A 26,319-nucleotide genomic window follows, 5' to 3' on the forward strand; every position below is an offset into this window, starting at 1 on the left:
CGCCTGCGCGGCGCTCGATTCACGCGCCCACGCAAAACCTGAGTCAGGCGCCCTGTTTCAGAACAGATCCATCGGCGTCGCTTCATCGGCTGGCAGCGGGCTGCCCGGTGCCACGCCATTGCCCAGTTCGTCCACCGACGGCGGTGAATCTTCGGCTTTGAACAGCTCGAAGTAGGCATTCGGTGTGCTCGGCGATGCTGCTCGACCGCTGACCGGGTCGACGCGCAAGCTGAGAATGCCTTCCGGCTCTGCCGGGGCATGCGCAGGCTTGTCCTTGAGCGCCGCGCCCATGAAACTCATCCAGATCGGCAGTGCCGCAGTCCCGCCATATTCGCGGCGGCCGAGGGTTTCCGGCTGGTCGAAGCCGACCCAAACGGTAGTCACGTAATCGGCGTTGTAACCGGAGAACCAGGCGTCCTTGGATTCGTTGGTAGTCCCCGTCTTGCCCGCCAGGTCGGTACGGCCCAAGGCCAGGGCCCGGCGGCCGGTGCCGCGCTTGATCACATCCTGCAGCATGCTGGTGAGGATGTAGGTGGTACGCCCGTCGATGATCTGTTCGGCCACTGCTGGCGTTTGCGGTGCGGCGGCCACCTGGCTGAGGGCAGCAGGTGCCTCGCCTGGCATGGCCGCAGTGCTGATTGGCTGCTCGGGGGCGGCCAGGCCCGCCTGGTCCTCGGCACCCTGCGGTACGCGGGCCGGGTTGGCGGTGAACAGTGTCTCGCCGCTGCGGCTTTCGATGCGGTCGATCAGGTACGGGGTGATCTTGTAGCCACCGTTGGCAAAGGTACTCCAGCCGGTGGCAATTTCCATCGGGGTCAGGGTAGCGGTGCCCAGGGCCAGCGACAGGTTGCGCGGCAGGTCCTGTTTGTTGAAGCCGAACTTGGCGATGTAGTCGATGGTGCGGTCCACGCCCATGGCTTGCAGCAGGCGGATCGACACCAGGTTACGCGACTTGTACAGCGCCTCGCGCATGCGGATAGGGCCGAGGAAGGTGTTGTTGTCATTCTTCGGTCGCCACACTTTATCCACCGACTCGTCAACGAACACGATCGGCGCATCGTTGACCAGGCTGGAAGCGGTGTAGCCGCTGTCCAGCGCGGCGCTGTAGACGAATGGCTTGAAGCTTGAGCCCGGTTGGCGCTTGGCCTGCACGGCGCGGTTGTAGTTGCTCTGCTCGAACGAGAAACCGCCAACCAGGGCGCGGATGGCGCCGCTGTTCGGGTCGAGGGTGACCAGGGCGCTTTGCGCAGCGGGTACCTGGCTGAACTTCAACGTGCCATCTTCGAGGCGTTGCAGGCGCACCAGGTCACCGACCTGGGCCACGTCGGCCGGCGATTGCGGTGCGCGGCCCTGGGCGTTGTTGTTGATGAACGGACGCGCCCATTTCATGGTGTCCCAGGCAACCTGCGCCTCTTGGCCGTCACGGGTCAGCACCTTGAGGCCGGTTTGTTCCACCTGGGTGACAATGGCTGGCTCCAGGTCGCCAAGGGTGCGTTGCTTGCCCAGCTCCTTCAGCCAGGCTGCCGGGGTGCGGCCCGGGAAACGTGCTTCAGGGCCACGATAGCCGTGGCGCTCGTCGTAATCGGAGAGCCCTTTGAGGACGGCCTTGTTGGCCATTTCCTGCATGTCGCTAGGCACGGTGGTCGTGACGCGGAAGCCTTCGGTGTAGGCGTCGCTGCCGTAGCGGCCGACCATTTCCGCGCGTGCCATTTCAGCGATGTACGGGGCATTCACCTCAGGCGTCGGCACGTGGTAGCTGGCGTTGAGCGGCTCGGCCAGGGCGGCCTGGTAGCTGGCCTCGTCGATCTTGCCCAGCTTGTACATGCGCCCGAGGATCCAGTCGCGGCGCTCTTTGGCACGCACCGGGTTGGCCAGCGGGTTGAAGCGTGACGGTGCCTTGGGCAGGCCCGCGATCATCGCCATCTGCGCCAGGCTCACGTCACGGATGGACTTGCCGTAGTACACCTGTGCAGCTGCATCGATACCGTAGGCGCGGTTGCCCAGGTAGATCTTGTTCACGTACAGCTCAAGGATTTCGTCCTTGGTCAGCTCACGCTCGATCTGCAGGGCCAGCAGGATTTCGTTGGTCTTGCGTGAGAAGCTGCGCTCGCTGGTGAGGAAGAAGTTCTTCGCCACCTGCATGGTGATGGTGCTACCGCCGGTCTGGATATGACCGGTTTTCACCAGTTGGGTCGCGGCTCGCATCAGGCTGCCGGGGTCGACACCGTAATGGTTGAGGAAATTGTCGTCCTCGGCTGACAGCAGCGCCTGAATGAATTGTGGGGGAATATCCGCGAAGCGGATCGGCGAGCGGCGCATTTCGCCGAATTCGGCAATCAGCTTGCCATCGCTGCTGTACACCCTGAGGGGGATCTGCAACTGGATGCTTCTGAGGGACTCGACCGAGGGCAGGCTGGGGCTAAGATACAGAAACGCACCGCTCACACCGAGTGCGAGCGCGCAGATGACTGCGACGGAAGACCACCAGAAGAACTTCAGCAGACGTATCAAGGCTTTTCGGTGTCCAGGTTGGGAGTGGATTGCACGCAGGTCCGGTGGACCAAAAAACGCTGGGCATTATAAGCATTTTTCGCCTCTCCGGGTGACCGGCCAGGCTACCCGTCGACTCGATGAGTAGCTCCGGCCCAGTGTTGCCGCGGGGTTGCGACAGGTGGCTGCGCTTGGCAGCTGCAACAGACAGCAAAGGAGTCGCCATGCTTGGACGCTTCGGCAAGGATGCCGGTTCACTCGTGGGGGTGGAAATCACGCCCGACGCCGTTCGGATAATGCAACTGCAGCAGCGCAATCGGCGCTGCCGTGTAATGGGGTCGGCACAAGAGCTGTTTCAGACGCCGCTGGCCGATGACTGGGTCGCAAAGCCTGAAGTGGTGGTGGCTGCGCTGCAGCGAGCTTATCGGCGCAGCGGCATCAGGCAACGCCGGGTGGCGCTGGCGCTGCCGGCGAGTCAGGTTATCTGCAAGTTGTGCCATCTGCCCGTGGAGGAGGATGGGGCACAGTTGGAGGCGCAGTTGCTAGCTGATGCAGAGCGGCTGTTTCCGTTCCCGCTGGAAGACCTGGCCCTGGACTTTCAGGTCATGGGGGCTTCCCATGACCAGCCAGATTGTTCCGAGGTGATGGTTGCTGCCTGTCGGCAGAGTGCGCTGGCGTCACTCGAAGCCGTCGTCGAGGAGGCGGGTTTGCAGTTGGAAGCCGTCGAGGTCGACAACATTGCCTTGTGCCGCATGTTGCCACGGGGCGGCCTTGAGGGAGCAGCACTGCTGCGTGTCGAAGCCCGCAGCGTGACCCTTCATGACTGGCAGCCGGGCAGGGCGTACCAGCGCTTTGAACTGCAAACGGCTGGCCCGGACATGAGCGGGCAATGGCCAGAGCGCCTGCAGGCTTTGCTTGCCGGGCAGAGCCTGCCCGCGGGGTTGTGGGTTGCCAGCAGCTCATCGATCAATCCGGGCTGGCTGCAAGGCCTTGGCAGCCGGCTGAATGTGCCGTGCACGTACCTGCCTGGGCTGGCAGGGCTTGAACATGTCGATGGGTCGATGCTTCTGGCCTGCGCCTTGGCCATGGGAGGGTTGCGCCCATGATGCGGCTGAACCTTCTGCCCTGGCGCGAACGGCAGCGTCAGGCGGCGCTGCGGCGCTTTCGAGGCCAGCTGGTTGCTGGCGCGCTGTTGGCTTTGTGCGCGGTGATGCTGGTCGATCAGCTGGCCCGCCAACGCGGGCAGCAGCAGGTGTTGGCCAATACCCAGCGCCAAGCGACCCTTGGCGTACTGGGTGAGCAGTTGCAGCCGCTGGTCGAGGTACGTGCACAGCATGAAGCGTTACTTGCCCGTGCGGTGGCTTTGGAAGGCCTGCGTGCCCATCAGGATGTATTGGCCGGTGTGTTCGCCGACCTTGAAGGGGCGCTGCCTGAAGGTGTGCAGCTACTAGACCTGAGCCTTGATAGTGGCCGCTTGCAAATGACAGGGGTGGCTGCGTCCGGTGCTGTGGTTGCGCAGTTCATGCGCGATTTGAACCGCTCGAACGTTTTGCTCGATCTGGAACTCAAGCGCATCAAGAGCCTGCCGGACGGCGATGAGTTTTTGCTGACCGCTCGCGTTGCGGCGTTTTGGTCGTGAGTGCAGCACAGATGCTCGCTTGGCTGGCGGTGGTCGAGCGCTCAGGCCGCTTCCGACGGTTGGCGCCAGTGCTGGTAGCTGTTGTGCTGTTCGGCCTCGGCTGCGCGATACGCCTGCCCCCACTGTTACAGCAGCAGGCGCGTGAGGATGCCAGGCATGTCGAGCTGAGCCAGCTGCAGGCAGCCAGTGCATCGCAGTTGGCAGAACTGGAGCGGCTGAAGGCTTTAGTGGTGCTTGTCGAGCAGCGGTTGCAAGAGGCGTACTGGTATCTGGCTGCCGGGGAGAGCATGAGCGACCTGCTTGAGCGGCTGGCAGTGTCGGGGCATGCGCATGGCTTGCTTGTCGAGCGCCTCGATGTAGGTGAGGGCGAACAACAGGCCGGGTTCAGCAAGGTACCGCTGGTGGTGCAAGTGGTAGGGCGTTATCCGGCCTTGCGGTTGTGGCTGGACGACTGGTTAGGCCAGGCACGGGTTCTGCGCAGCAGTGACATGAGTCTGGCAGCCGTTGATCGCCAGCCTGGGTTGTTGCGTCTGCAGTTGCGGGTTGATGCCTATCACGCGGCTACGCCCATGAAGGCACCTGCAATGCTGGCGCACCTGCCGGCAAGGGCCGCAATGGCTGCACCTGAAGTGGATCCGTTTGCTCCCGCTGCGGCGCGAGTGGCCAGCGCCGGTCTGGTCGGCGTGCCGTTGGCGCAGCTGGAAATGGTCGGCAGCCTGGCGCGCGGGACGGCGCGCGAGGCACTGCTGATGGCGGCTGGCAAGCTTTATCGCGTGCGTCCGGGTGACCGGGTAGGGCGCGATCAGGGGGTAGTGATGCATATAGACCAACGCCAGGTCGAAGTGCGTGAGCGGCTGTTCATGGCGGGGGTATGGCACGAGCGCACAGCGTTCATCACCCTCGCCAAGCGCCTGGGCAAGGAGGCCTCGGACCCGAATGAGAACATGGATGAAATACCTGCTGGCAACCCTGTTGTCGATCCCGTTGGCTTCGGCGACGCCTTATCAGGGTGAGCCCCTGTCGCTGAACTTCCAGGATGTTGAGGTGCGAGCAGTGCTGCAGGTGCTGGCTGACTACGCCGGCGTCAACCTGGTCGCCAGTGATGCAGTACAAGGCAGTGTCACTTTGCGTTTGCAGGATGTGCCGTGGGATCAGGCGCTTGATCTGGTGCTGCGCAGCAAGGGCCTGTCCCGGCGTCAGGAGGGCAATGTGCTGTTGGTGGCGCCTGCAGCCGAGTTTGCCACGCAATCAGCAGACGCCCGTGTGAGTCAGGTGCTGGATGGGCACCTGCAGCCACTGCGTCGGGAGCTGCTGCCCATTCACCACGCCAAGGCCGCCGATTTGGCGCAGTTGCTGCAGACAAGTCTGGAGGGTGACGGCATCCCCACGGGTAGCCTGAGTGTCGATGAGCGCACCAATACGCTGGTGGTGTATCTGCCCGCTGAGCGCCTGGCCGAGTTGCGCCAGTTGGTGGCGCAGTTGGATGTGCCGGTGCGCCAGGTAGCGATCGAGGCGCGTATCGTCGAGGCTAACGTCGATTACGAGAAAAGCCTGGGGGTACGCTGGGGTGGGCCGCTGTACGGCGAGAAGCTGCGGCCTGGCAAGGAACTGTTCGTCGACCTCGGCCTGGAGCGTGCCGGCAGCAGTATCGGTCTTGGTTTGTTGCGCGGTGACGTGTTGCTGGACCTGGAACTCAGTGCCATGGAAAAAAGCGGCAACGGCGAAATCATTTCGCAGCCCAAGGTGGTCACGGCTGACAAGGAAACGGCGAGGATCCTCAAGGGTACCGAGGTGCCTTACCAGGAAACGAGCCAAAGCGGCGCTACCTCGGTATCGTTTCGCGAAGCCTCGCTGTCGCTGGAAGTAACGCCACAGATCACTCCGGACAACAAGGTGATCATGACCGTCAGGGTGACCAAGGACGAGCCGGATTACGTCAATGCCTTGAACAACGTACCGCCGATCCGCAAGAACGAGGTCAATGCCAAGGTTCGTGTGGCTGACGGCGAAACGATCGTGATCGGTGGCGTCTACTCGACTTCGCAAAACAATGTAGTCGACAAGGTGCCATTTTTCGGCGATCTGCCGTATGTTGGGCGGCTGTTTCGACGCGATGCATTACAAGAGAAAAAATCCGAGCTGCTGGTCTTCCTGACTCCGCGTATCATGAGTGACCAGGCGATTGCTGTGAGTCGTTGATTCTGTGCGAAATTTGATACTTGTGGGGCCCATGGGCGCTGGTAAAAGCACCATCGGACGCCTGTTGGCCAAAGAGCTGCGCCTGCTGTTCAAGGATTCCGACAAGGAAATCGAACTGCGATGCGGCGCAAACATCCCGTGGATTTTCGACAAGGAAGGCGAGCCGGGTTTCCGTGATCGCGAGCAAGCGATGATCGCCGAGCTGTGCGCGCTCGACGGTGTGGTTCTGGCCACCGGCGGTGGCGCGGTGATGCGCGAGGCTAACCGCCGGGCGCTGCATCAGGGTGGCCGGGTGATCTACCTGCATGCTTCGGTCGAGCAGCAAGTCGGTCGCACTGCGCGCGACCGCAATCGCCCGCTGCTGCGCACGGCCAATCCCGAGGCGACCTTGCGCACCTTGCTGGAAACCCGTGACCCGCTCTACCGCGAGATCGCCGACCTGGTGGTTGAAACCGACGAGCGGCCACCACGCATGGTGGTGATCGATATTCTCGAGCGCTTGCAGCAGTTGCCGCCCCGTTAACCCGGGACTATTCTCGGCTTCCAGCGCCGAGGCGAGGCTCAACGTTACCGCGCAGGTCGCCGGATGGCGCCGCGCCCAAGTACATTGTGGGGATACATGCAGACACTAAAGGTCGACCTGGGCGAGCGTAGCTACCCGATCTACATTGGCGAAGGCCTGCTGGACCAGCCCGAGCTGCTGGCACCGCACATCGCGGGTCGGCAGGTTGCCATCGTTTCCAACGAGACCGTCGCGCCGCTGTATCTCGAACGCCTGAGCAAGGCCCTCGGTGCCTACTCGGTACTGCCAGTGGTGTTGCCCGATGGTGAAGCCCACAAGAACTGGGAAACATTGCAACTGATCTTCGATGGCCTGCTGACAGCCCGCCATGATCGTCGTACGACTGTGGTCGCTCTGGGTGGGGGCGTGATTGGTGACATGGCTGGTTTCGCTGCCGCCTGCTACCAGCGCGGCGTCGACTTCATCCAGGTGCCGACTACCCTGTTGTCTCAGGTCGACTCTTCCGTGGGTGGCAAGACCGGCATCAATCATCCGCTGGGCAAGAACATGGTCGGTGCTTTCTATCAGCCCAATGCGGTGCTGATCGATACCACCAGCCTCAAGACCCTGCCAGCGCGCGAGCTGTCTGCAGGCCTGGCTGAAGTGATCAAGTACGGGCTGATTTGCGACAAGCCGTTCCTCGCCTGGCTCGAAGACAATATGCAGGCACTGCGTGCCCTCGATTCGGCAGCCCTGACCGAGGCCATCCGCCGTTCTTGCGCGGCCAAGGCTGCAGTGGTGGGGGCCGACGAGCGCGAGTCTGGCGTACGGGCCACGCTGAACCTGGGGCATACCTTTGGGCATGCTATCGAAACCCATATGGGCTATGGCGTGTGGCTGCACGGCGAAGCCGTGGCGGCGGGTACAGTGATGGCTCTGGAAATGTCCATGCGCCTTGGCTGGATCGATCAGGCTGAGCGCGATCGTGGGATCCGCCTGTTGCAGGACGCAGGTTTGCCGGTGGTGCCACCACAGGAAATGACCCCGGCGCATTTCATGGAGCACATGGCGGTCGACAAGAAGGTGCTCGACGGCCGTTTGCGTCTGGTGCTGCTGCGCCAGATGGGCGAGGCCGTGGTGACCGACGACTATTCGAAAGAGATTCTCCAGGCCACGCTGTCGGCGGATTACCGCGCGATCGTGGCCCAGCTTTGAGGTTGTGACAGCGCAATGACAAGTTTGCATGCCGATGAGGCCTTTCTCGACCATTACCAGTTGAGCCATGATCCGTTCGCGCCCCGCGTACCTGGCTTCAAGTTCTTCCCGGCCCAGCGCAAGCCCGTGCTTGGCCAACTGCACCACCTGGCGCGCTATAGCCAGTTGATGCTGGTGGTCAGTGGCCCATTGGGCAGCGGCAAGTCGCTGCTGCGCCAGGCCCTGGTGGCCAGTACCAACAAGCAGGCTGTGCAAAGTGTGGTGGTGTCAGCCCGCAGCGCCAGCGATGCCTCCAGTATGCTCGCGCAGGTCGCGCAGGAGTTGGGTGTCGCCCAGCCCGAGGTGCAGGCGATCCTGTCGAAGGTGGTGCAACTGGCACTGACCGGGCAGGAAGTGTATTTGCTGGTGGACGATGCGGAACAACTCGACGAGTCTGCACTCCAAGCGTTGCTGGAATTGGCGGCGGGGGTACCTGAAGGGCGTCCGCACGTGTTTCTGTTCGGTGAGCCATCGCTGATTGCCGGGCTGGATGAGCTCAATGTCGAGGAAGAGCGGTTCCACATCATTGAGCTTGCGCCCTACAGTGAAGAAGAAACCCGCGAGTATCTGGAGCAGCGCCTGGAAGGTGCAGGCCGGGGCATCGAGGTGTTCAGCCGTGAACAGATCGCCGATATCCATGAAAACTCCGACGGCTGGCCTGGCAACATCAATCAGGTCGCCCGTGACACTTTGATCGAAACCATGATCGCCAGCCGCTCGACGGCCAAGCGACCAACCATGGGGTTCAAGATGCCTACAAAACATGTACTCGCGTTGTCCGCTGTGGTCGTGGTTGCCGTTGCGGCCGCGGTATTGATGCCCAAGAAAGGCGACAAGGCCCCTGCCGAAGCGCCGGCCGCCCAAGCCCAGTTGCCGCTGGGCGATGGCAAGCAGGGCGCTGCCATCGAGTTCTCTGGCTCTTCCCAGCCAATGCCGCTGCCTCTGGTTGGCCAGTCGCAGCCGGTGATGCGCGAACCGCTGGCCCAAGCCGCAGGCATGGGCGAGGGTGAAGAGGGAAGCCCGGCTGGCGACACCGCGCTGCAGCCTGGCAACCCGCCACCTACCGTGACCACCATCGCCCCGCCACAAGGTGTGCCGGCTGGCCCGGCGCCTGCCCAGCCGGTTGCGCCTGCGCCGAAGCCTGTCGCAACCCAGCCCGTCAAGCCGGTTGCACCTGTAAAGCCAGCACCAGCGCCGACCCAGGTCGCCGTGGCCAAGCCGGCCCCCAAAGCTGCCGAAAAACCAGCCGCCGCTAGCGCTGGTAATGGTGGCTGGTATGCCGGGCAGAAGCCTGGCAACTATGTGGTGCAGATCCTCGGAACCAGCTCCGAAGCGTCGGCCCAGGCTTACGTCAAGGCCCAGGGTGGCGACTATCGCTACTTCAAGAAAACCCTGCAGGGCAAGCCCCTGTACGTCGTGACTTACGGCAGTTTCGCCAACCGTGACGCAGCGGTTGCGGCAATCAAGAACTTGCCAGCGAAGGTCCAGGCTGGTAAACCTTGGCCACGTACCGTCGCCAGCGTCCAACAAGAGCTGGCCGCGGCCCGCTGATACCTTCCGGGCGGCATCACCCCGCCGCCCAGTAGCTAAGCGAATTCTAGCTTTCGACTAGCCTGCTGCGCCCGAGCGCGGCAGGCTTTTCTGTCCCGGACTGCCGGCCACAAGCCCCTAGTTGCAGTCATGGCTGAAACGCTTCAGACTCGAGTCAAGCCGCTATCACGGCGCATGGCGCAAAAACATTCAAAATTGCGACATAAATTTTCAATGCCGAGACATGAAAATTTGTGGGCATCGCTGTCGCTGTGCAACAATGGTTTTCCATGACCACCGCAAAAAAGCTGGCGTTTGATCGGCGTGGATGGTAAGTGGTTGTTAAAAAAGAGATTTACCTCCGTTGAGAGGTGAACCTGGTGAGAATGTGTCTATGAAAACAGGTCTGTACCATCCCGAAGAATTCAAGGACAACTGTGGTTTTGGCCTGATCGCCCATATGACGGGCGTGCCGAGCCACCACCTTCTGCAAACTGCCATGCAGGCGTTGACGTGCATGACCCACCGCGGCGGCATCAATGCCGACGGCAAGACCGGTGACGGTTGCGGTCTGCTCATGCAGAAGCCCGATCAGTTCCTGCGAGCCGTGGCCCAGGAGCACTTCGCTGTCGAGCTGCCCAGGCAGTACGCCGTCGGCATGGTGTTCTTCAACCAGGACCCGGTCAAAGCCGAAGCTGCCCGCGCCAACATGGACCGCGAGATCCTCGCCGCCGGCCTGAAACTGGTCGGCTGGCGCAAGGTGCCGATCGACACCAGCGTACTCGGCCGCCTGGCCCTGGAGCGCCTGCCGCAGATCGAGCAGGTGTTCATTGGCGGTGAAGGCCTGAGCGATCAGGAATTCGCCATCAAGCTGTTTAGCGCCCGTCGTCGTTCGTCGGTGGCCAACGCCCATGACGCCGACCACTACATCTGCAGCTTCTCGCACAAGACCATCATCTACAAAGGCCTGATGATGCCGCGCGATCTCGCGGCGTTTTACCCAGACCTGGGTGACGAGCGCCTGCAAACCGCGATCTGCGTGTTCCACCAGCGCTTCTCCACCAACACCCTGCCAAAATGGCCGCTGGCGCAGCCGTTCCGCTTCCTCGCCCACAACGGCGAGATCAACACCATCACCGGCAACCGCAACTGGGCCGTGGCTCGTCGCACCAAGTTCGCCAACGACCAGATCCCCGACCTCGAAGAGCTCGGCCCGCTGGTCAACCGCGTCGGTTCCGACTCGTCGAGCATGGACAACATGCTGGAGCTGATGGTTACCGGTGGCATCGACCTGTTCCGCGGCGTGCGCATGCTGGTACCGCCAGCATGGCAGAACGTCGAGACCATGGACGCCGACCTGCGCGCCTTCTACGAATACAACTCCATGCACATGGAGCCGTGGGATGGTCCGGCCGGTATCGTCATGACCGAAGGCCGCCACGCGGTGTGCCTGCTCGACCGTAACGGTCTGCGCCCGGCGCGCTGGGTGACCACCACCAATGGCTACATCACCATCGCCTCGGAAATCGGCGTATGGGGCTATCAGCCTGAGGAAGTGCTGGCCAAGGGCCGTGTCGGCCCGGGCCAGATCCTTGCCGTGGACACCGAAACCGGCCAGATTCTCGACACCGACGCCATCGACAACCGCCTGAAGTCGCGGCACCCATACAAGCGCTGGTTGCGTCAGCACGCTACGCGTATCCAGGCGACGCTGACCGACGACCAGGGCGTGGCCAGCTACGACGCTGACCAGCTCAAGCAATACATGAAGATGTTCCAGGTTACCTTCGAAGAGCGTGACCAGGTACTGCGCCCATTGGGTGAGCAGGGCCAGGAAGCCGTTGGTTCGATGGGTGACGACACGCCGATGGCCGTGCTGTCGCAGCGCGTGCGTTCGCCGTACGATTTCTTCCGCCAGCAGTTCGCTCAGGTGACCAACCCGCCGATCGACCCGCTGCGCGAAGCGATCGTGATGTCGCTGGAAATTTGCCTGGGTGCCGAGCGCAACATCTTCCAGGAGTCCCCGGAGCACGCTTCGCGGGTAATCCTCAGCTCGCCGGTCATCTCACCTGCCAAGTGGCGTTCGCTGATGAACCTGGAGCGCGAAGGCTTCGACCGCCAGCTGATCGACCTCAACTATGAGCAGAGCGTCGGCCTGGAAGCGGCCATCCGCAACATTGCCGACCAGGCCGAAGAAGCTGTGCGTGAGGGCAAGACCCAGCTGGTGCTGAGCGACCGTTATATCGCCCCGGGCAAGCTGCCGGTGCACGCGTCGCTGGCCGTTGGTGCCGTGCACCACCGCCTGACCGAACAGGGTCTGCGTTGCGACAGCAACATCCTGGTGGAAACCGCTACCGCCCGTGATCCGCATCACTTCGCCGTGCTGCTGGGCTTCGGTGCCTCGGCCGTTTACCCGTACCTGGCGTATGAAGTACTGGCTGACCTGATCCGTACCGGCGAAGTGCTGGGCGACCTGGACGAAGTGTTCAAGTACTACCGCAAGGGTATTTCCAAGGGCCTGCTGAAGATCCTGTCGAAGATGGGGATCTCCACCATCGCCTCGTACCGCGGTGCACAGCTGTTCGAAGCCATCGGCCTGGCCGAGGAAGTGGTGGGCCTGAGCTTCAAGGGCGTGTCCAGCCGCATCAAGGGTGCGCGCTTCGAAGACCTGGAAAACGACCAGAAGCTGCTGGCGGCCGAAGCCTGGAGCGCGCGCAAGCCGATCCAGCAAGGTGGCCTGCTGAAGTTCGTCCACGGTGGCGAATACCACGCCTACAACCCGGACGTGGTCAACACCCTGCAAGCGGCCGTGCAGCAGGGCGACTACGCCAAGTTCAAGGAATACACCACGCTGGTGGACCAGCGCCCGGTGTCGATGATCCGTGACTTGCTCAAAGTGAAGGTGGCCGACCAGCCGCTGGCGCTGGAGCAGATCGAGCCGCTGGAGGCGATTCTCAAGCGCTTTGACTCGGCGGGGATCTCGCTGGGTGCACTGTCGCCGGAAGCTCACGAAGCGCTGGCCGAGGCCATGAACCGCCTGGGCGCCCGCTCCAACTCTGGTGAAGGCGGCGAAGACCCGTCGCGCTATGGCACCATCAAGAGCTCGAAGATCAAGCAGGTGGCCACCGGCCGTTTTGGTGTGACTCCGGAGTACCTGGTCAACGCCGAAGTGCTGCAGATCAAGGTTGCCCAGGGCGCCAAGCCCGGTGAGGGCGGCCAGTTGCCGGGCGGAAAGGTCAACGGCCTGATCGCCAAGCTGCGTTATGCGGTGCCTGGCGTGACCCTGATCTCGCCACCTCCACACCACGACATCTACTCGATCGAAGATCTGGCCCAGCTGATCTACGACCTCAAACAGGTCAACCCGCAGGCGCTGGTATCGGTCAAGCTGGTAGCCGAAGCGGGCGTGGGCACCATCGCTGCTGGTGTGGCCAAGGCCTATGCCGACCTGATCACCATCTCCGGTTACGACGGTGGTACCGGTGCTTCGCCGCTGACCTCGATCAAATACGCCGGCGCCCCTTGGGAGCTGGGCCTGGCGGAAACTCACCAGACCCTGCGCGGCAACGATCTGCGCGGCAAGGTGCGGGTGCAGACCGACGGTGGCCTGAAAACCGGCCTGGACGTGATCAAGGCGGCCATCCTCGGTGCCGAAAGCTTCGGCTTTGGTACCGCGCCAATGATTGCCCTGGGCTGCAAGTACCTGCGCATCTGCCACCTGAACAACTGCGCCACCGGCGTGGCCACCCAGAACGACAAGCTGCGCAAGGACCACTACATTGGCACCGTCGACATGGTGATCAACTTCTTCACCTTCGTCGCCGAAGAAACCCGCGAGTGGTTGGCCAAGCTGGGCGTGCGCAGCCTTGGCGAGCTGATCGGCCGTACCGACCTGCTCGATGTGCTGCCAGGTGACACCGAACGCCAGCAGTACCTCGACCTGTCGCCGCTGCTGGGCAGTTCGCACATTCCGGCGGACAAACCGCAGTTCTGCGAAGTCGACAAGAACCCGCCGTTCGACCTGGGCGAGTTGGCCGAGAAGATGGTTGATATGGCCATGCCGGCCATCCGCGACCAGGCGGGTGGCGAGTTCAGCCTCGACATCTGCAACTGCGACCGCTCCATCGGTGCGCGTGTGTCGGGCGAAATCGCCCGCCTGCACGGCAACCAGGGCATGGCTGCGGCGCCGATCACCTTCCGCTTCAAGGGGACTGCGGGCCAGAGCTTTGGCGTGTGGAACGCCGGTGGCCTGAACCTGCACCTGGAAGGCGATGCCAACGATTACGTCGGCAAAGGCATGACCGGTGGCAAGGTCACCATCGTGCCGCCAGCCGGCAGCCCGTTCGAAACCCAGCACAGCGCCATCGTCGGCAACACCTGCCTGTACGGTGCCACTGGCGGCAAGCTGTTTGCCGCAGGTACTGCGGGCGAGCGCTTCGCTGTTCGTAACTCCGGCGCCCATGCTGTTGTCGAGGGCACTGGCGATCACTGCTGTGAATACATGACCGGTGGCTTTGTCTGCATTCTGGGCAAGACCGGTTACAACTTCGGTTCTGGCATGACTGGCGGCTTTGCCTACGTGCTCGACATGGACAATAGCTTCGTCGACAAGCTCAACCACGAGCTGGTGGAAATCCAGCGTATCAGTGGCGAAGCGATGGAGGCCTACCGTAGCCACCTGGCGCGTGTCCTTGCCGAGTATGTGGATGAGACCGGCAGCGAGTGGGGGCGTGAGCTCTCGGAGAACCTGGACGACTACGTGCGGCGCTTCTGGCTGGTCAAGCCGAAGGCAGCCAACCTGAAGCAACTGCTGTCCAGCACCCGTGCCAACCCGCAGTAAAAACAGCTGCAAGTGGCAAGCCCCGAGCTGCAAGTAAATGGCAGTTCGAGGTTTGCCCGGCTTAAGTGATCGTCTTGCGGCTTGCAGCTTGTAGCTTGCAGCTGCTGTGAAGAGGTTTTGAAAAATGGCTGAACGTCTGAACAACGACTTCCAGTTCATCGAAGTGGGCCGAAAGGACCCGAAAAAAAAGCTGCTGCGCCAGCGCAAGAAGGAGTTCGTGGAAATCTACGAACCGTTCAAGCCGCAGCAGTCCGTAGAGCAGGCGCACCGCTGCCTGGGCTGCGGTAACCCGTATTGCGAGTGGAAGTGCCCGGTACACAACTTCATCCCCAACTGGTTGAAGCTGGTCTCCGAAGGCAACATCCTGGCCGCGGCGGAACTGTCGCATCAGACCAACACCCTGCCCGAAGTATGCGGCCGTGTTTGCCCGCAAGACCGCCTGTGCGAGGGTGCCTGCACCTTGAACGACGGCTTTGGCGCGGTGACCATCGGCTCGGTGGAGAAGTACATCACCGACACCGCCTTCGCCATGGGCTGGCGTCCGGACATGTCCAAGGTCAAGCCAACCGGCAAGCGCGTCGCCATCATCGGCGCCGGCCCGGCGGGCCTGGGCTGCGCCGACGTGCTGGTGCGCGCTGGGGTAACCCCGGTGGTGTTCGACAAGAACCCGGAAATCGGCGGCCTGCTGACCTTTGGTATCCCCGAGTTCAAGCTGGAAAAGACCGTGCTCAGCAACCGCCGCGAAGTCTTCACCGGCATGGGTATCGAGTTCCGCCTGAACACCGAGGTGGGCAAGGACGTGACCATGGAACAGCTGCTCGCCGAGTACGATGCAGTGTTCATGGGCATGGGTACCTACACCTACATGAAGGGCGGCTTCCCGGGCGAGGACCTGCCGGGCGTGCATGACGCACTGGACTTCCTGATCGCCAACGTCAACCGCAACCTGGGCTTCGAGAAGTCGCCGGAAGACTTCGTCGACATGCAGGGCAAGAAAGTGGTGGTGCTGGGCGGTGGTGACACCGCGATGGACTGCAACCGTACCTCGATCCGTCAGGGCGCCAAGGCGGTGACCTGTGCTTATCGTCGTGACGAAGCCAACATGCCGGGTTCGCGCAAAGAGGTGAAGAACGCCAAGGAAGAGGGCGTGAAGTTCCTCTACAACCGCCAACCCATTGCCATTGTGGGTGAGGACAGGGTCGAAGGCGTCAAAGTGGTCGAGACCCGCCTGGGCGAGCCTGATGCCCGTGGCCGCCGCAGCCCTGAGCCCATCCCAGGCTCCGAAGAGATCCTGCCGGCAGATGCCGTGGTGATCGCCTTCGGCTTCCGCCCGAGCCCGGCGCCGTGGTTTGAGCAGCATGGCATTCAGCTGGACAGCCAGGGCCGTGTGGTTGCCCCGGAAAAGGGTAAGTTCAAGCATCAGACCAGCAACCCGAAAGTGTTCGCCGGTGGCGACATGGTGCGTGGTTCGGACCTGGTGGTGACTGCGATCTTCGAAGGGCGTACGGCCGCCGAGGGTATCCTCGACTACCTAGAAGTCTGATTGGCGACCTATTCGCGGGCATGCCCGCTCCCGCAGGTTTGAGCGCAGAACCTGTGGGAGCGGGCATGCCCGCGAAGCTTTTGTATACAAAAACGCTTGATCTGTGGCATCCAATAGACAAAACACATGGCCATGGCCGTGCCTTTTGCGCTGGTGTCTGAGAAAATGCCCGCACTATTTTTCCGGATGCCGACATGACTGCCCTGAAGAACGATCGTTTCCTGCGTGCACTGCTCAAGCAACCTGTAGACGTCACCCCGGTGTGGATGATGCGCCAGGCCGGCCGCTACCTGCCGGAGTACCGCGCCAGCCGCGCCAAGGCCGGTGACTTCATGAGCCTGTGCATGAACCCGCAGTTCGCCTGCGAGGTCACCCTGCAGCCGCTGGACCGCTACCCGCTGGACGCGGCGATCCTGTTCTCGGACATCCTCACCATCCCCGACGCCATGGGCCTGGGTCTGTACTTCGAAACCGGCGAAGGCCCGCGTTTCAAGAAGGTCATCAGTACCCCCGCCGACATCGAAGCGCTGCCAGTCCCGGACCCACAGAAAGACCTCGGCTACGTGATGGACGCGGTCAGCACCATTCGCCGTGAGCTCAATGGCCGTGTGCCGCTGATCGGCTTCTCCGGCAGCCCGTGGACGCTGGCCACCTACATGGTCGAAGGCGGCTCGTCGAAAGACTTCCGCAAGACCAAGGCCATGGCCTACGACAACCCGCAAGCCCTGCACATGCTGCTGGACAAGCTGGCCCAGTCGGTCACCAGCTACCTGAACGGCCAGATCCTGGCCGGCGCCCAGGCCGTACAGATCTTCGACACCTGGGGCGGCAACCTGTCGGCGGCGGCCTACCAGGAGTTCTCACTGGCCTACATGCGCAAGATCGTCAGCGGCCTGATCCGCGAGCATGAGGGGCGCAAGGTGCCGGTGATCCTGTTCACCAAGAATGGCGGCTTGTGGCTGGAAAGCATCGCCGACGCAGGTGCCGACGCGCTGGGCCTGGACTGGACCTGCGAGATCGGCGATGCCCGTCGCCGCGTGGGTGACAAAGTAGCCTTGCAAGGCAACATGGACCCGACCGTGTTGTACGCCAAGCCCGAGGCCATCCGCAAGGAGGTGGCGCGCATCCTGGCCAGTTATGGCCACGGCACCGGCCATGTATTCAACCTCGGCCACGGCATCACGCCGGAAGTTGACCCGGAACATGCGGGTGCATTCATCAACGCCGTGCACGAACTGTCGGCGCAGTACCACCAGTGACTTGATGCACTGCACAGTAAACCCGGCTTCGATGCCGGGTTTTTTGTACGTTAAGTTTGAATTCAGCGATCGTCGCTAATCTGGTCCCATCGAAACCGAAACAGGACCCGATTATCATGAAAATCCGTTATCTCGCCCTCATCTTCGCCCCCTTGTTCAGCACTGGCGCATTTGCCGCTGGCTACACCGGCCCTGGCGCCCAGTCGGTAACCACTGTTGCCGCCGCCAATGACGCTGCCGATGACACCCCGGTTGTACTGCAGGGGTTCGTGACCAAGAAGATCAACAACGACGACAAGTACGAGTTCAAGGACAACACCGGCACCATCACTGTCGAGATCGACGATGAGGACCTGCCGCCGACGCCGTTCAACGACAAGACCAAGGTGAAGCTGACCGGTGAGGTGGAAAAGCACCTGATGAGTCGGGAAGTGGATGTGGATATTGTCGAGATCATCAACTGATCTAATAGCCTCTTCGTGGGCACGCCCGCTCCCGCAGGTTGTGGATGCGGGCGTGCCCACGAACGCATCACACCGTTTTGGGTGGTAACTTGCTCAAGTGCAACGCCACCAGCAATGCCGCCGCCAGCAAGCTGCCAATGAACAGCCCGATCCCGTTCCAGCCCCACTGGTGCCAGAATACTCCGCCCGCCGTACCGGCCACGCTGGAGCCGGCGTAGTAGCAGAACAGGTATAGCGACGACGCCTGTCCCTTGGCCTTCAGCGCCCGGCGGCCGATCCAGCTGCTGGCCACCGAGTGCGCACCAAAGAACCCGAAGGTGAACACCAGCATGCCCACGATCACCATCACCAGTGGACTGGCCAGTGTCATCAGCAAGCCACTCGCCATTACCACGATGCTGGCCCAGAACACCTTGCGCCGGCCCAGTTTGTCCGCCAGGGCGCCGACCTGTGCCGAACTGTAGATGCCTGACAGGTAGACCACCGACAGCAAGCCGACCAGTGCCTGGTTCATGTGGTAGGGCTCGGCCAGCAGGCGGTAGCCGATGTAGTTGAACAAGGTGACGAAGGCGCCCATCAGCAGAAAGGCTTCAAGGAACAGCCAGGGCAGGCCGGCGTCCTTGAAGTGCATGACAAAACCGTCCAGCAGGCTGCGCGGGTTCATCGTCTGTGCGCGAAAATTGCGTGACTCCGGCAGCACCTTCCAGAACACCAGCGCAGCCACCAGGGCCAGGCCGCCAATGGTCAGCATCGCCGTGTGCCAGCTGACGAAGTCGATCAATACGCCCGTGATGAGCCGCCCGCTCATGCCGCCAATCGCGTTGCCGCCGATGTACAGGCCCATGGCCAGGCCAATGTGCTGCGGGTGGATCTCTTCGCTCAGGTAGGTCATCGCCACTGCCGCCAGGCCGCTCAGCGACAGGCCGACCAAGGCGCGGGTGGCCAGTACCAGCTCCCAGCTGGGCATCACGGCGCTGGCCAAGGTGGACAGGGCGGCGCAGACCAGCGCGAACACCATCACGGGCTTGCGTCCGATGCGGTCAGAAATGGGGCCGGTGATCAGCAGGCCGAACGCCAGCATGGCGGTGGACACCGACAGCACCAGGCTGCTCTGTGCCGCGTTGATGGCAAACTCACTGGATAGCAGAGGCATCATCGGCTGTACGCAGTACAGCAAGGCGAAGGTGGCGAACCCGCCGCTGAACAAGGCCAGCACGGTTTTCATGAAGGCGGGTGTGCCTTTTTCGATCCACATTTCGCTCAGGATGGCAGGCTTTGGCTCAAGGAGGAGGGGGGCTACTGCAGTTTTCACGGGAGGGTACCTCTGGCGCAATGAAAAAAGCATATAGCTGCCTAACGATTAGATCCAATATATTGTTCGACCTATTTGAGACGTCTGGCGACTTATTTGGAGCGGATCATGGAACTGCGTCATCTGCGTTACTTCATTGCTGTGGCCGAAGAGCTGCACTTTGGCCGCGCCGCCCAGCAGTTGGGTATTTCCCAGCCGCCCTTGAGCCAGCAGATCCAGGCTCTGGAGCAGGAGTTAGGGGCCCGGCTGTTCGAGCGTACCAACCGTCGTGTCGAACTGAGCGAGGCCGGTCGATTGTTCCTCGAGGAAGCGCGCCAGGTATTGGCGCAGGTTGAGAAGGCTGCGGATGTAGCCCGGCGTGCGCAGTTGGGCGAGCTGGGGGAGATGAAAATCGGTTTCACCTCCTCGGCCCCGTTCACCTCGAAAATCCCCAAGGCCATTCATGCCTTCCGTCAGCGCTTTCCGGCGGTGCACTTGAACCTCAAGGAAATGAGCAGCCGTGACGTTGCCGAAGGGGTATTCGACGAGTCCATCGAGGTGGGGTTGATGCGGCCGATGCCGCTGCCGGAGGGGTTGGTGGCCACCGAGTTGTTCCGAGAACCGTTGGTGGCGGTGATCAATGCCTCGCATCCGCTGGCCGAGGGCACTGAGCAAGGCGTCTACATGGCGGCGTTGGCCCCTGAGCCCTTCGTGTTCTTCCCGCGCAGTTATGGCAGCGGTTTGCATGCACAATTGCTGAGCCTGGCGCGGCATGCGGGTTTCAGCCCCCATTTTGCGCAAGAGGCAGGTGAAGCGATGACCATCATCGGTCTGGTCTCGGCGGGGCTGGGGGTGTCGGTGTTGCCGGCTTCGTTCCAGCGCATGCGCATAGAAGGGGTGGTGTACCGTACCTTGCTCGATGAAGAGGCGATGACGGCGGTGTGGCTGGTGCAGCGCGAGCGCGGTCATTCGGTGATGGCCAAGGCATTTACCGAGTTGTTGACAGGACAGGTGGTCGGTCAGGCGTGATGCCGGTCAAATGGCACTGGTCATTGCCCCCATGCCGCCACATACTCGGGCATTCGTTGATACACGGAGGTCAAGCATGCGGCGCGTGGTGTTCAATCAAAAAGGTGGCGTAGGCAAGTCGAGCATTGCCTGCAACCTGGCGGCGGTCAGTGCCAATGAAGGTTACCGGACCTTGTTGATCGACCTGGATGCCCAGGCGAACTCGACCCAATACCTCACCGGCCTGACCGGCGAGGACATCCCCATGGGCATTGCCGATTTCTTCAAGCAGAGCCTGTCCAGCGGGCCGTTCAGCAAGAAGAACAAGGTCGATATCTATGAAACGCCGTTCGACAACCTGCACGTGGTCACTGCCACTGCCGAGCTGGCCGACCTGCAGCCGAAGCTGGAGGCCAAGCACAAGATCAACAAGCTGCGTAAGCTGCTCGACGCACTGGACGAGGATTACGAGCGGATCTATATCGATACCCCGCCGGCACTGAACTTCTACGCAGTTTCTGCGCTGATCGCTGCTGATCGCGTGCTGATCCCTTTTGACTGCGACAGCTTCTCTCGCCAGGCCTTGTATGGCCTGTTGGCCGAGATCGAAGACCTCAAGGAAGACCACAACGAAGACCTGATGGTCGAAGGCATCGTGGTCAACCAGTTCCAGTCACGTGCCAGCCTGCCACAGCAGATGCTCGACGAACTGCTGGCCGAAGGGTTGCCGGTGCTGCCGGTGTACTTGGGCAGTTCGGTGAAAATGCGCGAATCGCACCACGCCAGCCTGCCGCTGATTCACCTGGAACCGCGGCACAAGCTGACTCAGCAGTTTGTCGAGTTGCATTCGCTGCTTGAAGAGAACGCTTAAACCCCGTGGCTACGCAGCCACTCCAGCAATGACTGGAGTGGAAACGCCCCGGCTTGGCGGCTAATTTCGCGGCCGTTCTTGAACAGCAGCAGGCTGGGGATCGAGCGTATGCCCAGTTGCCCTGCGAGGTTACGGTTGGCTTCGCTGTCGAGCTTGGCCAGGCGGCAGCGGCCAGCAAGTTGCCGAGCGGCCTCTTCGAAGGTGGGGGCGAATGACTTGCACGGGCCGCACCAGTCGGCCCAGATGTCGACCAGCAGCGGCAGGTCGCCTTTGATCTGGCTGGCGTAGCTGGCTTCAGTCAGTTCGAAGGGGATGCTCAACAGCACATCCTTTTTGCAGCGACCGCATTTCGGCGCATCGCCCAGGCGCTCGGCGGGCAGGCGGTTGAGGCCGTTGCAGTGGGGGCAGGGGATTACCAGTGGGTCGGTCATTTCATCTCCGGTGTTGGGTTCACGGTTTCCTTGTGGGAGCGGTGCTAATCAGGAAGAGCAGCTGATTTCCAGGTGTTTGCCCCACTCTGGCGGTCGCTCGGCGTAGGCCTGCATCCCGGGCTGCTCCTCAAAAGGTCTGGCCAGGACTTGGTGCAGCCGTCGAACTTCACTGTAGTCCCCCGCCTCGGCCGCTTCGATGGCGTTCTGCGCCAGGTAGTTGCGCAGCACGTACAGCGGATTCACCGCATGCATACGCTCACGGCGGCCTTCGGCATTACCGGGTTCACGCCCACAACGGGCCAGGTAGTCTGCGCCCCAGGCATCGAAACCGGCCAGGTCGATAAAGTCATCACGCACTACCTGCAGTGCCTCAGCCACCGGCTGCTCACCCAGTTTGCGGAAGAACAGGTTGTAGTCCACGCCACCGCGTTGCATGCACTGCAGCAGGCGCTCGACCAGCCCCATGTCGTCATCTTCGGCCGTGGTCAGCCCCAAGCGCCGGCGCATCAGGTCCAGGTAATGGGCCTGGTACAGCGGCAGGAACAGGCCCAACGCTTCCTTCAGCGGCTCAACTTCGATCACGGTGGTCAGTGCCTGGGCCAGCGCGCTGAGGTTCCAGTGGGCGATGGGCACCTGGTTGGCGTAGCTGTAGCGGCCACGGTCGTCGGAGTGGTTGCAGATGAAGTTGGCATCGAAGTCGTCCAGAAACGCGTACGGGCCGAAGTCGAAGGTGATGCCGAGGATCGACATGTTGTCGGTGTTCATCACGCCGTGGCAGAAGCCATACGCCTGCCAGCGGGCGATCAGTTCGGCATTGCGCTCGACGATGGTGCGGAACATGGCCAGGTAGGGCTGCTCGGCGTCACGGCATTCGGGATAGTGTTGTTCGAGCACGTGGTCGATCAACACGCGCTGCTGCTCGGGCTGCTTGGTGTAGTAGAAGTACTCGAAATGGCCGAAACGCACATGGCTCTGCGCCAGACGCGTCAGCATGGCCGCGCTTTCACGGGTTTCGCGCCACACCGGGGTGCTGGAACCGATCACGCACAGCGCCCGGCTGGTGGCGATGCCCAGGGCGTGCAAGGCTTCGGAAGCGAGGAACTCGCGGATCGACGAGCGCAGCACAGCGCGCCCATCACCCATACGGGAGTAGGGGGTCTGGCCGGCGCCCTTGAGGTGCAGGTCCCAGTGTTCGCCAGCGTCGTTGAGCACTTCGGCCAGCAGTAGGCCACGGCCGTCGCCCAGACGTGGGTTGTACGAGCCGAACTGGTGGCCGGAATAAACCATCGCCCGAGGGTCGGCCTCTTCCCACAGCTTGTGGCCGCTGAACAGCTCGGCGAACACCGGCAGTTCGGCCTGGGCGGGGTCGAGGTCGAGCAAGGCCATGGCCGACTCGCTCGCTACCACCAGGCGCGGGTCTGCAATGGGTTCGGGCAGCACCTGGGTGGAGAACGCATCGCCCAGACGGGCGAAGCGGTTGTCGAAGGTGAGTTGGTCGAGGGCTTTCACGGGACTGCTCCTTGGAATCGGTGCCAATGGGGCCACTTGGCGGCCCTTCGCGGCTGCCCCCCCTACAAAGAACATGCAGCGCCTGAAAGCAGTGCGGTCCCTGTGTAGGAGCGGGTTCACCCGCGAACGAGGGCGAAGCCCTCGCAGCCATTTTGCACACAATAAAGTATTCGAGCCCATTCAGGCCGAAGCAGTGCCATCCGATTTCGGCTGTTCCATCGGAATCAATTGCTGCTTGCCGCCCTTCGCGTCCATCAAGAATACCTCTACCTGGCGCACCGAGATCTTGATGTTGTGGACCTTGAACTCGCGGTTGATGTAGCGGTTGATCTCGTCCAGTGTCGGGTTGCGGTCGCCCAGGTCACGGACGTGCATGCGCAGTTCGTGGTCCAGCGAGCTTTCGCCGAAGTTGAGGAAGTACACGATCGGTTCCGGGTCCTTGAGCACGCGTGGGTTCTCATGCGCGCCTTTGAGCAGCAGGTCGCGCACCAGCTCGAGGTCTGAGCCATAGTCGATGCCCAGCTTCAGCGTCACCCGGGTGACCGTATCGGTCAGCGACCAGTTGATCAGCTGGCCAGTGATGAAGGTCTTGTTGGGGACGATGATGTCCTTGCGGTCGAAGTCGGTGATGGTGGTGGCACGGATGCGGATCTTGCTTACCGTGCCCGACAGGTTGCCGATGGTGATGGTGTCGCCAATCCGTACCGGGCGCTCGAACAGGATCATGATGCCGGAGATGAAGTTGGCGAAGATTTCCTGCATGCCGAAGCCCAGGCCTACTGACAGCGCGGCCACCAGCCATTGCAGCTTGTCCCAGCTCACCCCCAGGGTCGACAGGGTACTGACGATGCCGATGCCGACGATGGTGTACGACAGCAACGTAGTAGTGGCGTAGGCACTGCCTTGGGCGAGGTTCAGGCGTGACAGCACCAGTACTTCCAGCAGGCCTGGCAAGTTGCCGGCCAGGGCGAAGGTGATGCCGACGATCACCAGTGCGCCGAGCAGGTCGCCGAGGCTGATCGGTACCATGCTGGCGGCGGCGCCGGTGCCGCTGGTGTATTCGTAGAGGACGAAATTGTTGAGGTAGGCGAACACCGAGATCAGGTCGGCCCATACCCAGTACAGGCCGGCGATGAAGCCGCCGAGCAGGGCCAGGCGGATCAGGCGCAGCGACTGCTGGTTGACCTGTTCGATATCCAGCGTTGGCTCTTCGGTGATGACTTCGCCATCCAGCCCTTCCTTGGCCGCCGCACGCTTGCTCAACGCACGCTGGTAGGCCAGGCGTCGTGCCGCTACCGACAGGCCGCGCACGAAGGCGGCCTCGATCACCAGCCAGAACAGCAGCAGGTACAGGGTATAGATCAGACGGTCGGTGAGCTTCAGTGCGGTGTAGTAGTAGCCGAAGCACACGGCGACGAACAGGGCGACGGGCAGGGCGGTGAATGCTACGCCCACGGCCCTGCGGAACAGCGAGGTGTCACGGTGTGCCGGGCTGCTGAGCAGCAGGCGGCTGAGTAGCCAGGCCATCAGCGCATAGCAGGTCAGTACCACGCCGATGCCCAACACGTCGTCTGCCAGTGCCGAAGGCTGGTGCTCGGCCACTGCCACCACGCCGACCAGTGCCAGCACCACGGTGCCCAGGCGGCGAACCCAGCCGCGCAGGAACTCGACCTGCGGTTTGTGCCAGCGGAAGTGGACTTCCGCCACGCCACCGGGTGCCAGGATACGGTAGGCGGTGTAGAACACCAGCCAGGCCTGGGCCAGCTGCCAGAGTGCGGCACCCAGGTTGGCATTCTGCCCGCGGGCGTCGATCTGCAGGGCGTAGCTGCACAGCGCAAGGCCAAGGCTGACCGGCATCGCCAGCAGAATGTTGATAAGGATTGCCTGGGGCGTGTGCCATTGGCTGTCACGGCGGAAGTGGCCGATATCCTGGTGCACTTTGCCTAACCGTTGGTAAAGGTATTTGCGCCGCCACAACAGCGCGCCGATCACCAGTAGCAGCGGCAGGAACAGCAACGGGCGCTGGCTCAGGCCATCGGCCAGCTCTTTCAGGCTGGAGCCCCACGGCAGGTTGGCGACCTGGTCGGCCAGGCGCGCTGGCACGTATTGCAGCCAGTCCCAGTCCAGCGGCTTGTTGCTGGGGATCCAGAACATTTGCTCGTCGAGGGTGGTACGCAGGCTCTGCGCGGTGCCCAGCAGTTGCTTCTGGTTGAGTTGCAGGGTGATCGATTCGTTGAGCAGCGCCGACAGCTCGCGGTTCAGCCGCTCCAACAGGTCGCTACGGGTGATGGCTACATCCAGCAGGGCCTTGCGCAGCTGCGGGGTCACATCTTCCTGCGGTTGCGCCGCCAGCAGCTTGTCGACGTAGGTGACCGGGCTGCTCATCTGCTCGCGTTGCTGGTTGACTTCGAACTGGTACAGGCGGGTGTCGGCGATCTGGTCGGCCAGGTCGCGGTCGACCTTCAGGTGCGGCAAGGTCTGTTTCTGCTTATAAAGGATCTTCGACAGTAGCAGGCTTCCCTTGAGCACGTTGATCTGCTCGTCAAGCGCCTGGTCGGCCTGGGTCAGGCTGTCGAGCTGCTGCTTGGTGCGCAGGTTCTGCTGGGTCAATTCGTTGAGGCGATCGGTGCTTTTGAGCAGGTAGTCGGAAAGCTTGAGGTTGATCGCGCTCTCAGTGGCCAGCAGGCTGCTGCCGCCGGCCTTCTGAGCCTCGATCGACTGCTGGGTGACGGCTTCCTGGGACTGGGCCAGGCGTTTGTCGTTGATCAGCGTCTGCAGGTCCTGGATTTCCTGCTCCAGGCGCGCAGCACGCTCGACCAGCAGGTCATGACACGCATTGCCGAGGTCTTGCAGCACGCTGTTGCCGGCCAGCTCCTGGCGGCGCAGCAGGGTCAACGCGTTGAGCGAGGCCAGCTCGGCGTTGAGCTGGTTGCGTTGGTCGGCATTGATGGATTTGCCGCCGTCCTTGCCGGTTTTGAGGATGCTGTTGATCTGCTGGGTGCGGGTCTGGCTGCTGCTGATCTCGGCCTGGGCGCGCTCGGGGCGGGTTTGCGAGTTGATGATCAGGCTGTTGGCTTCAGACAGCGCCTTTTGCAGTTCGCCCTGCTGCGTGTTGCGTTCGCTGAGCATCTGTTCAAGCTGTGGCACGGTGAGGTTGGCGTAGCGCTGGGCCACCGGTTGTGCCTTGGTTTCCTTGAGCCTGGCCAACTCCTTCTGGCTGTCACTGGTCTCTTTGGGGGCACTGCTCAGTTGCTGCTTCAGTGCAGCAAGCTTCTTCTCGCTATCTTCCTTGGCAGCAAGCAGGCTCAACGTTTGTTCGAGCACCTGCTGCAGCGCCTTCTGGTCTGCCTCGGGCAGCTTGCGCTCGGCGATCTTGTCGAGGCTGTTCTGGATGCTGGCGGTGGTCGGGGCTTCTGCCGCGGTAGCCGCAAAAGAAAGGGACAGGCACAACCCGAGCAGGGCTGTGCGAAGGTACACGCGCAGGGACAT

At 62.3% G+C, this 26,319-nt stretch carries 18 protein-coding genes; 13 read left to right on the forward strand and 5 right to left on the reverse strand.

From position 1 onward, the window contains the following. Positions 1–57: 57 nt before the first annotated feature. Positions 58–2,511, reverse strand: coding sequence for a penicillin-binding protein 1A (locus tag J3A98_RS25860; protein ID WP_209969426.1), 2,454 nt, complete (start codon positions 2,509–2,511; stop codon positions 58–60). A 203-nt stretch (positions 2,512–2,714) separates the two neighbouring features. On the opposite strand from J3A98_RS25860, the gene pilM reads away from it, so the two are divergent. The 11 genes from pilM (at position 2,715) to J3A98_RS25915 (ending at position 17,720) form a co-directional block, all read left to right on the forward strand. Then, positions 2,715–3,596, forward strand: coding sequence for a pilus assembly protein PilM (gene pilM / locus J3A98_RS25865; protein WP_209969431.1), 882 nt, complete (start codon positions 2,715–2,717; stop codon positions 3,594–3,596). Further along, entirely contained in the window at positions 3,593–4,129 is a 537-nt protein-coding gene (locus tag J3A98_RS25870; protein ID WP_176684785.1) for a PilN domain-containing protein, read from the forward strand. Before pilM ends, J3A98_RS25870 begins: the two co-directional genes overlap by 4 nt. An 11-nt stretch (positions 4,130–4,140) precedes the next feature. Beyond that, complete coding sequence (locus J3A98_RS25875; protein ID WP_176684828.1) at positions 4,141–5,142, forward strand: pilus assembly protein PilP; 1,002 nt, start codon at positions 4,141–4,143, stop codon at positions 5,140–5,142. Beyond that, complete coding sequence (locus tag J3A98_RS25880) at positions 5,066–6,328, forward strand: type IV pilus secretin PilQ family protein (RefSeq protein ID WP_209969434.1); 1,263 nt, start codon at positions 5,066–5,068, stop codon at positions 6,326–6,328. Before J3A98_RS25875 ends, J3A98_RS25880 begins: the two co-directional genes overlap by 77 nt. A 4-nt stretch (positions 6,329–6,332) precedes the next feature. Beyond that, positions 6,333–6,851: a shikimate kinase AroK gene (aroK, locus tag J3A98_RS25885; protein ID WP_176684787.1), complete on the forward strand. Its 519-nt coding sequence runs from the start codon at positions 6,333–6,335 to the stop codon at positions 6,849–6,851. A gap of 96 nt (positions 6,852–6,947) precedes the next feature. Further along, entirely contained in the window at positions 6,948–8,045 is a 1,098-nt protein-coding gene (aroB, locus tag J3A98_RS25890; RefSeq protein ID WP_003249149.1) for a 3-dehydroquinate synthase, read from the forward strand. 15 nt (positions 8,046–8,060) lie between these two features. Beyond that, a complete protein-coding gene (locus tag J3A98_RS25895; protein ID WP_209969437.1) occupies positions 8,061–9,635 on the forward strand; it encodes an AAA family ATPase in 1,575 nt (524 codons plus the stop codon). Positions 9,636–10,008: 373 nt separating this feature from the next. Further along, positions 10,009–14,454: a glutamate synthase large subunit gene (gene gltB, locus J3A98_RS25900; RefSeq protein ID WP_209969441.1), complete on the forward strand. Its 4,446-nt coding sequence runs from the start codon at positions 10,009–10,011 to the stop codon at positions 14,452–14,454. Between the two features lie 124 nt (positions 14,455–14,578). Then, positions 14,579–15,997, forward strand: coding sequence for an FAD-dependent oxidoreductase (locus J3A98_RS25905; protein ID WP_209969445.1), 1,419 nt, complete (start codon positions 14,579–14,581; stop codon positions 15,995–15,997). Between the two features lie 194 nt (positions 15,998–16,191). Then, a complete protein-coding gene (hemE, locus tag J3A98_RS25910; RefSeq protein WP_209969449.1) occupies positions 16,192–17,256 on the forward strand; it encodes a uroporphyrinogen decarboxylase in 1,065 nt (354 codons plus the stop codon). Between the two features lie 116 nt (positions 17,257–17,372). Continuing rightward, entirely contained in the window at positions 17,373–17,720 is a 348-nt protein-coding gene (locus J3A98_RS25915) for a NirD/YgiW/YdeI family stress tolerance protein (RefSeq protein WP_176684791.1), read from the forward strand. Positions 17,721–17,787: 67 nt separating this feature from the next. Here the strand turns inward: J3A98_RS25915 and J3A98_RS25920 are convergent, their stop codons facing one another. Then, a complete protein-coding gene (locus J3A98_RS25920; protein ID WP_245355316.1) occupies positions 17,788–18,975 on the reverse strand; it encodes an MFS transporter in 1,188 nt (395 codons plus the stop codon). 165 nt (positions 18,976–19,140) lie between these two features. Here J3A98_RS25920 and J3A98_RS25925 point away from each other — a divergent pair, with 165 nt between their 5' ends. Next, complete coding sequence (locus J3A98_RS25925) at positions 19,141–20,040, forward strand: LysR family transcriptional regulator (RefSeq protein WP_176684793.1); 900 nt, start codon at positions 19,141–19,143, stop codon at positions 20,038–20,040. 76 nt (positions 20,041–20,116) lie between these two features. Further along, positions 20,117–20,890, forward strand: a complete 774-nt coding sequence (locus J3A98_RS25930) for a ParA family protein (protein ID WP_176684794.1) — start codon at positions 20,117–20,119, stop codon at positions 20,888–20,890. On the opposite strand, the gene trxC is transcribed toward J3A98_RS25930, so the two are convergent. From trxC to mscK, 3 genes are all read right to left on the reverse strand, one after another. Next, the gene (trxC, locus tag J3A98_RS25935) at positions 20,887–21,321 is read right to left on the reverse strand and encodes a thioredoxin TrxC (protein ID WP_209969452.1); all 435 of its coding nucleotides are present in this window, start codon (positions 21,319–21,321) and stop codon (positions 20,887–20,889) included. The genes J3A98_RS25930 and trxC overlap by 4 nt on opposite strands. 48 nt (positions 21,322–21,369) lie before the next feature. Beyond that, positions 21,370–22,830, reverse strand: a complete 1,461-nt coding sequence (gene selO / locus J3A98_RS25940) for a protein adenylyltransferase SelO (RefSeq protein WP_209969456.1) — start codon at positions 22,828–22,830, stop codon at positions 21,370–21,372. A gap of 180 nt (positions 22,831–23,010) precedes the next feature. Next, complete coding sequence (gene mscK, locus J3A98_RS25945; RefSeq protein ID WP_209969459.1) at positions 23,011–26,319, reverse strand: mechanosensitive channel MscK; 3,309 nt, start codon at positions 26,317–26,319, stop codon at positions 23,011–23,013.

The sequence above is a fragment of the Pseudomonas sp. BP6 genome, assembly GCF_017875935.1.
In the GTDB taxonomy this organism is placed as follows: Bacteria; Pseudomonadota; Gammaproteobacteria; order Pseudomonadales; family Pseudomonadaceae; genus Aquipseudomonas; species Aquipseudomonas putida_Y.

What these genes read in the sequence shown, in the direction of transcription:
- pilM (WP_209969431.1), top strand. Translation starts at nt 2,715, where the DNA reads ATGCTTGGACGCTTCGGCAAGGATGCCGGTTCACTCGTGGGGGTGGAA.
- J3A98_RS25870 (WP_176684785.1), top strand. Translation starts at nt 3,593, where the DNA reads ATGATGCGGCTGAACCTTCTGCCCTGGCGCGAACGGCAGCGTCAGGCG.
- J3A98_RS25875 (WP_176684828.1), top strand. Translation starts at nt 4,141, where the DNA reads ATGCTCGCTTGGCTGGCGGTGGTCGAGCGCTCAGGCCGCTTCCGACGG.
- J3A98_RS25880 (WP_209969434.1), top strand. Translation starts at nt 5,066, where the DNA reads ATGAGAACATGGATGAAATACCTGCTGGCAACCCTGTTGTCGATCCCG.
- aroB (WP_003249149.1), top strand. Translation starts at nt 6,948, where the DNA reads ATGCAGACACTAAAGGTCGACCTGGGCGAGCGTAGCTACCCGATCTAC.
- J3A98_RS25895 (WP_209969437.1), top strand. Translation starts at nt 8,061, where the DNA reads ATGACAAGTTTGCATGCCGATGAGGCCTTTCTCGACCATTACCAGTTG.
- gltB (WP_209969441.1), top strand. Translation starts at nt 10,009, where the DNA reads ATGAAAACAGGTCTGTACCATCCCGAAGAATTCAAGGACAACTGTGGT.
- J3A98_RS25905 (WP_209969445.1), top strand. Translation starts at nt 14,579, where the DNA reads ATGGCTGAACGTCTGAACAACGACTTCCAGTTCATCGAAGTGGGCCGA.
- hemE (WP_209969449.1), top strand. Translation starts at nt 16,192, where the DNA reads ATGACTGCCCTGAAGAACGATCGTTTCCTGCGTGCACTGCTCAAGCAA.
- J3A98_RS25915 (WP_176684791.1), top strand. Translation starts at nt 17,373, where the DNA reads ATGAAAATCCGTTATCTCGCCCTCATCTTCGCCCCCTTGTTCAGCACT.
- J3A98_RS25920 (WP_245355316.1), bottom strand. Translation starts at nt 18,975, where the DNA reads ATGTGGATCGAAAAAGGCACACCCGCCTTCATGAAAACCGTGCTGGCC.
- J3A98_RS25925 (WP_176684793.1), top strand. Translation starts at nt 19,141, where the DNA reads ATGGAACTGCGTCATCTGCGTTACTTCATTGCTGTGGCCGAAGAGCTG.
- J3A98_RS25930 (WP_176684794.1), top strand. Translation starts at nt 20,117, where the DNA reads ATGCGGCGCGTGGTGTTCAATCAAAAAGGTGGCGTAGGCAAGTCGAGC.
- trxC (WP_209969452.1), bottom strand. Translation starts at nt 21,321, where the DNA reads ATGACCGACCCACTGGTAATCCCCTGCCCCCACTGCAACGGCCTCAAC.
- mscK (WP_209969459.1), bottom strand. Translation starts at nt 26,319, where the DNA reads ATGTCCCTGCGCGTGTACCTTCGCACAGCCCTGCTCGGGTTGTGCCTG.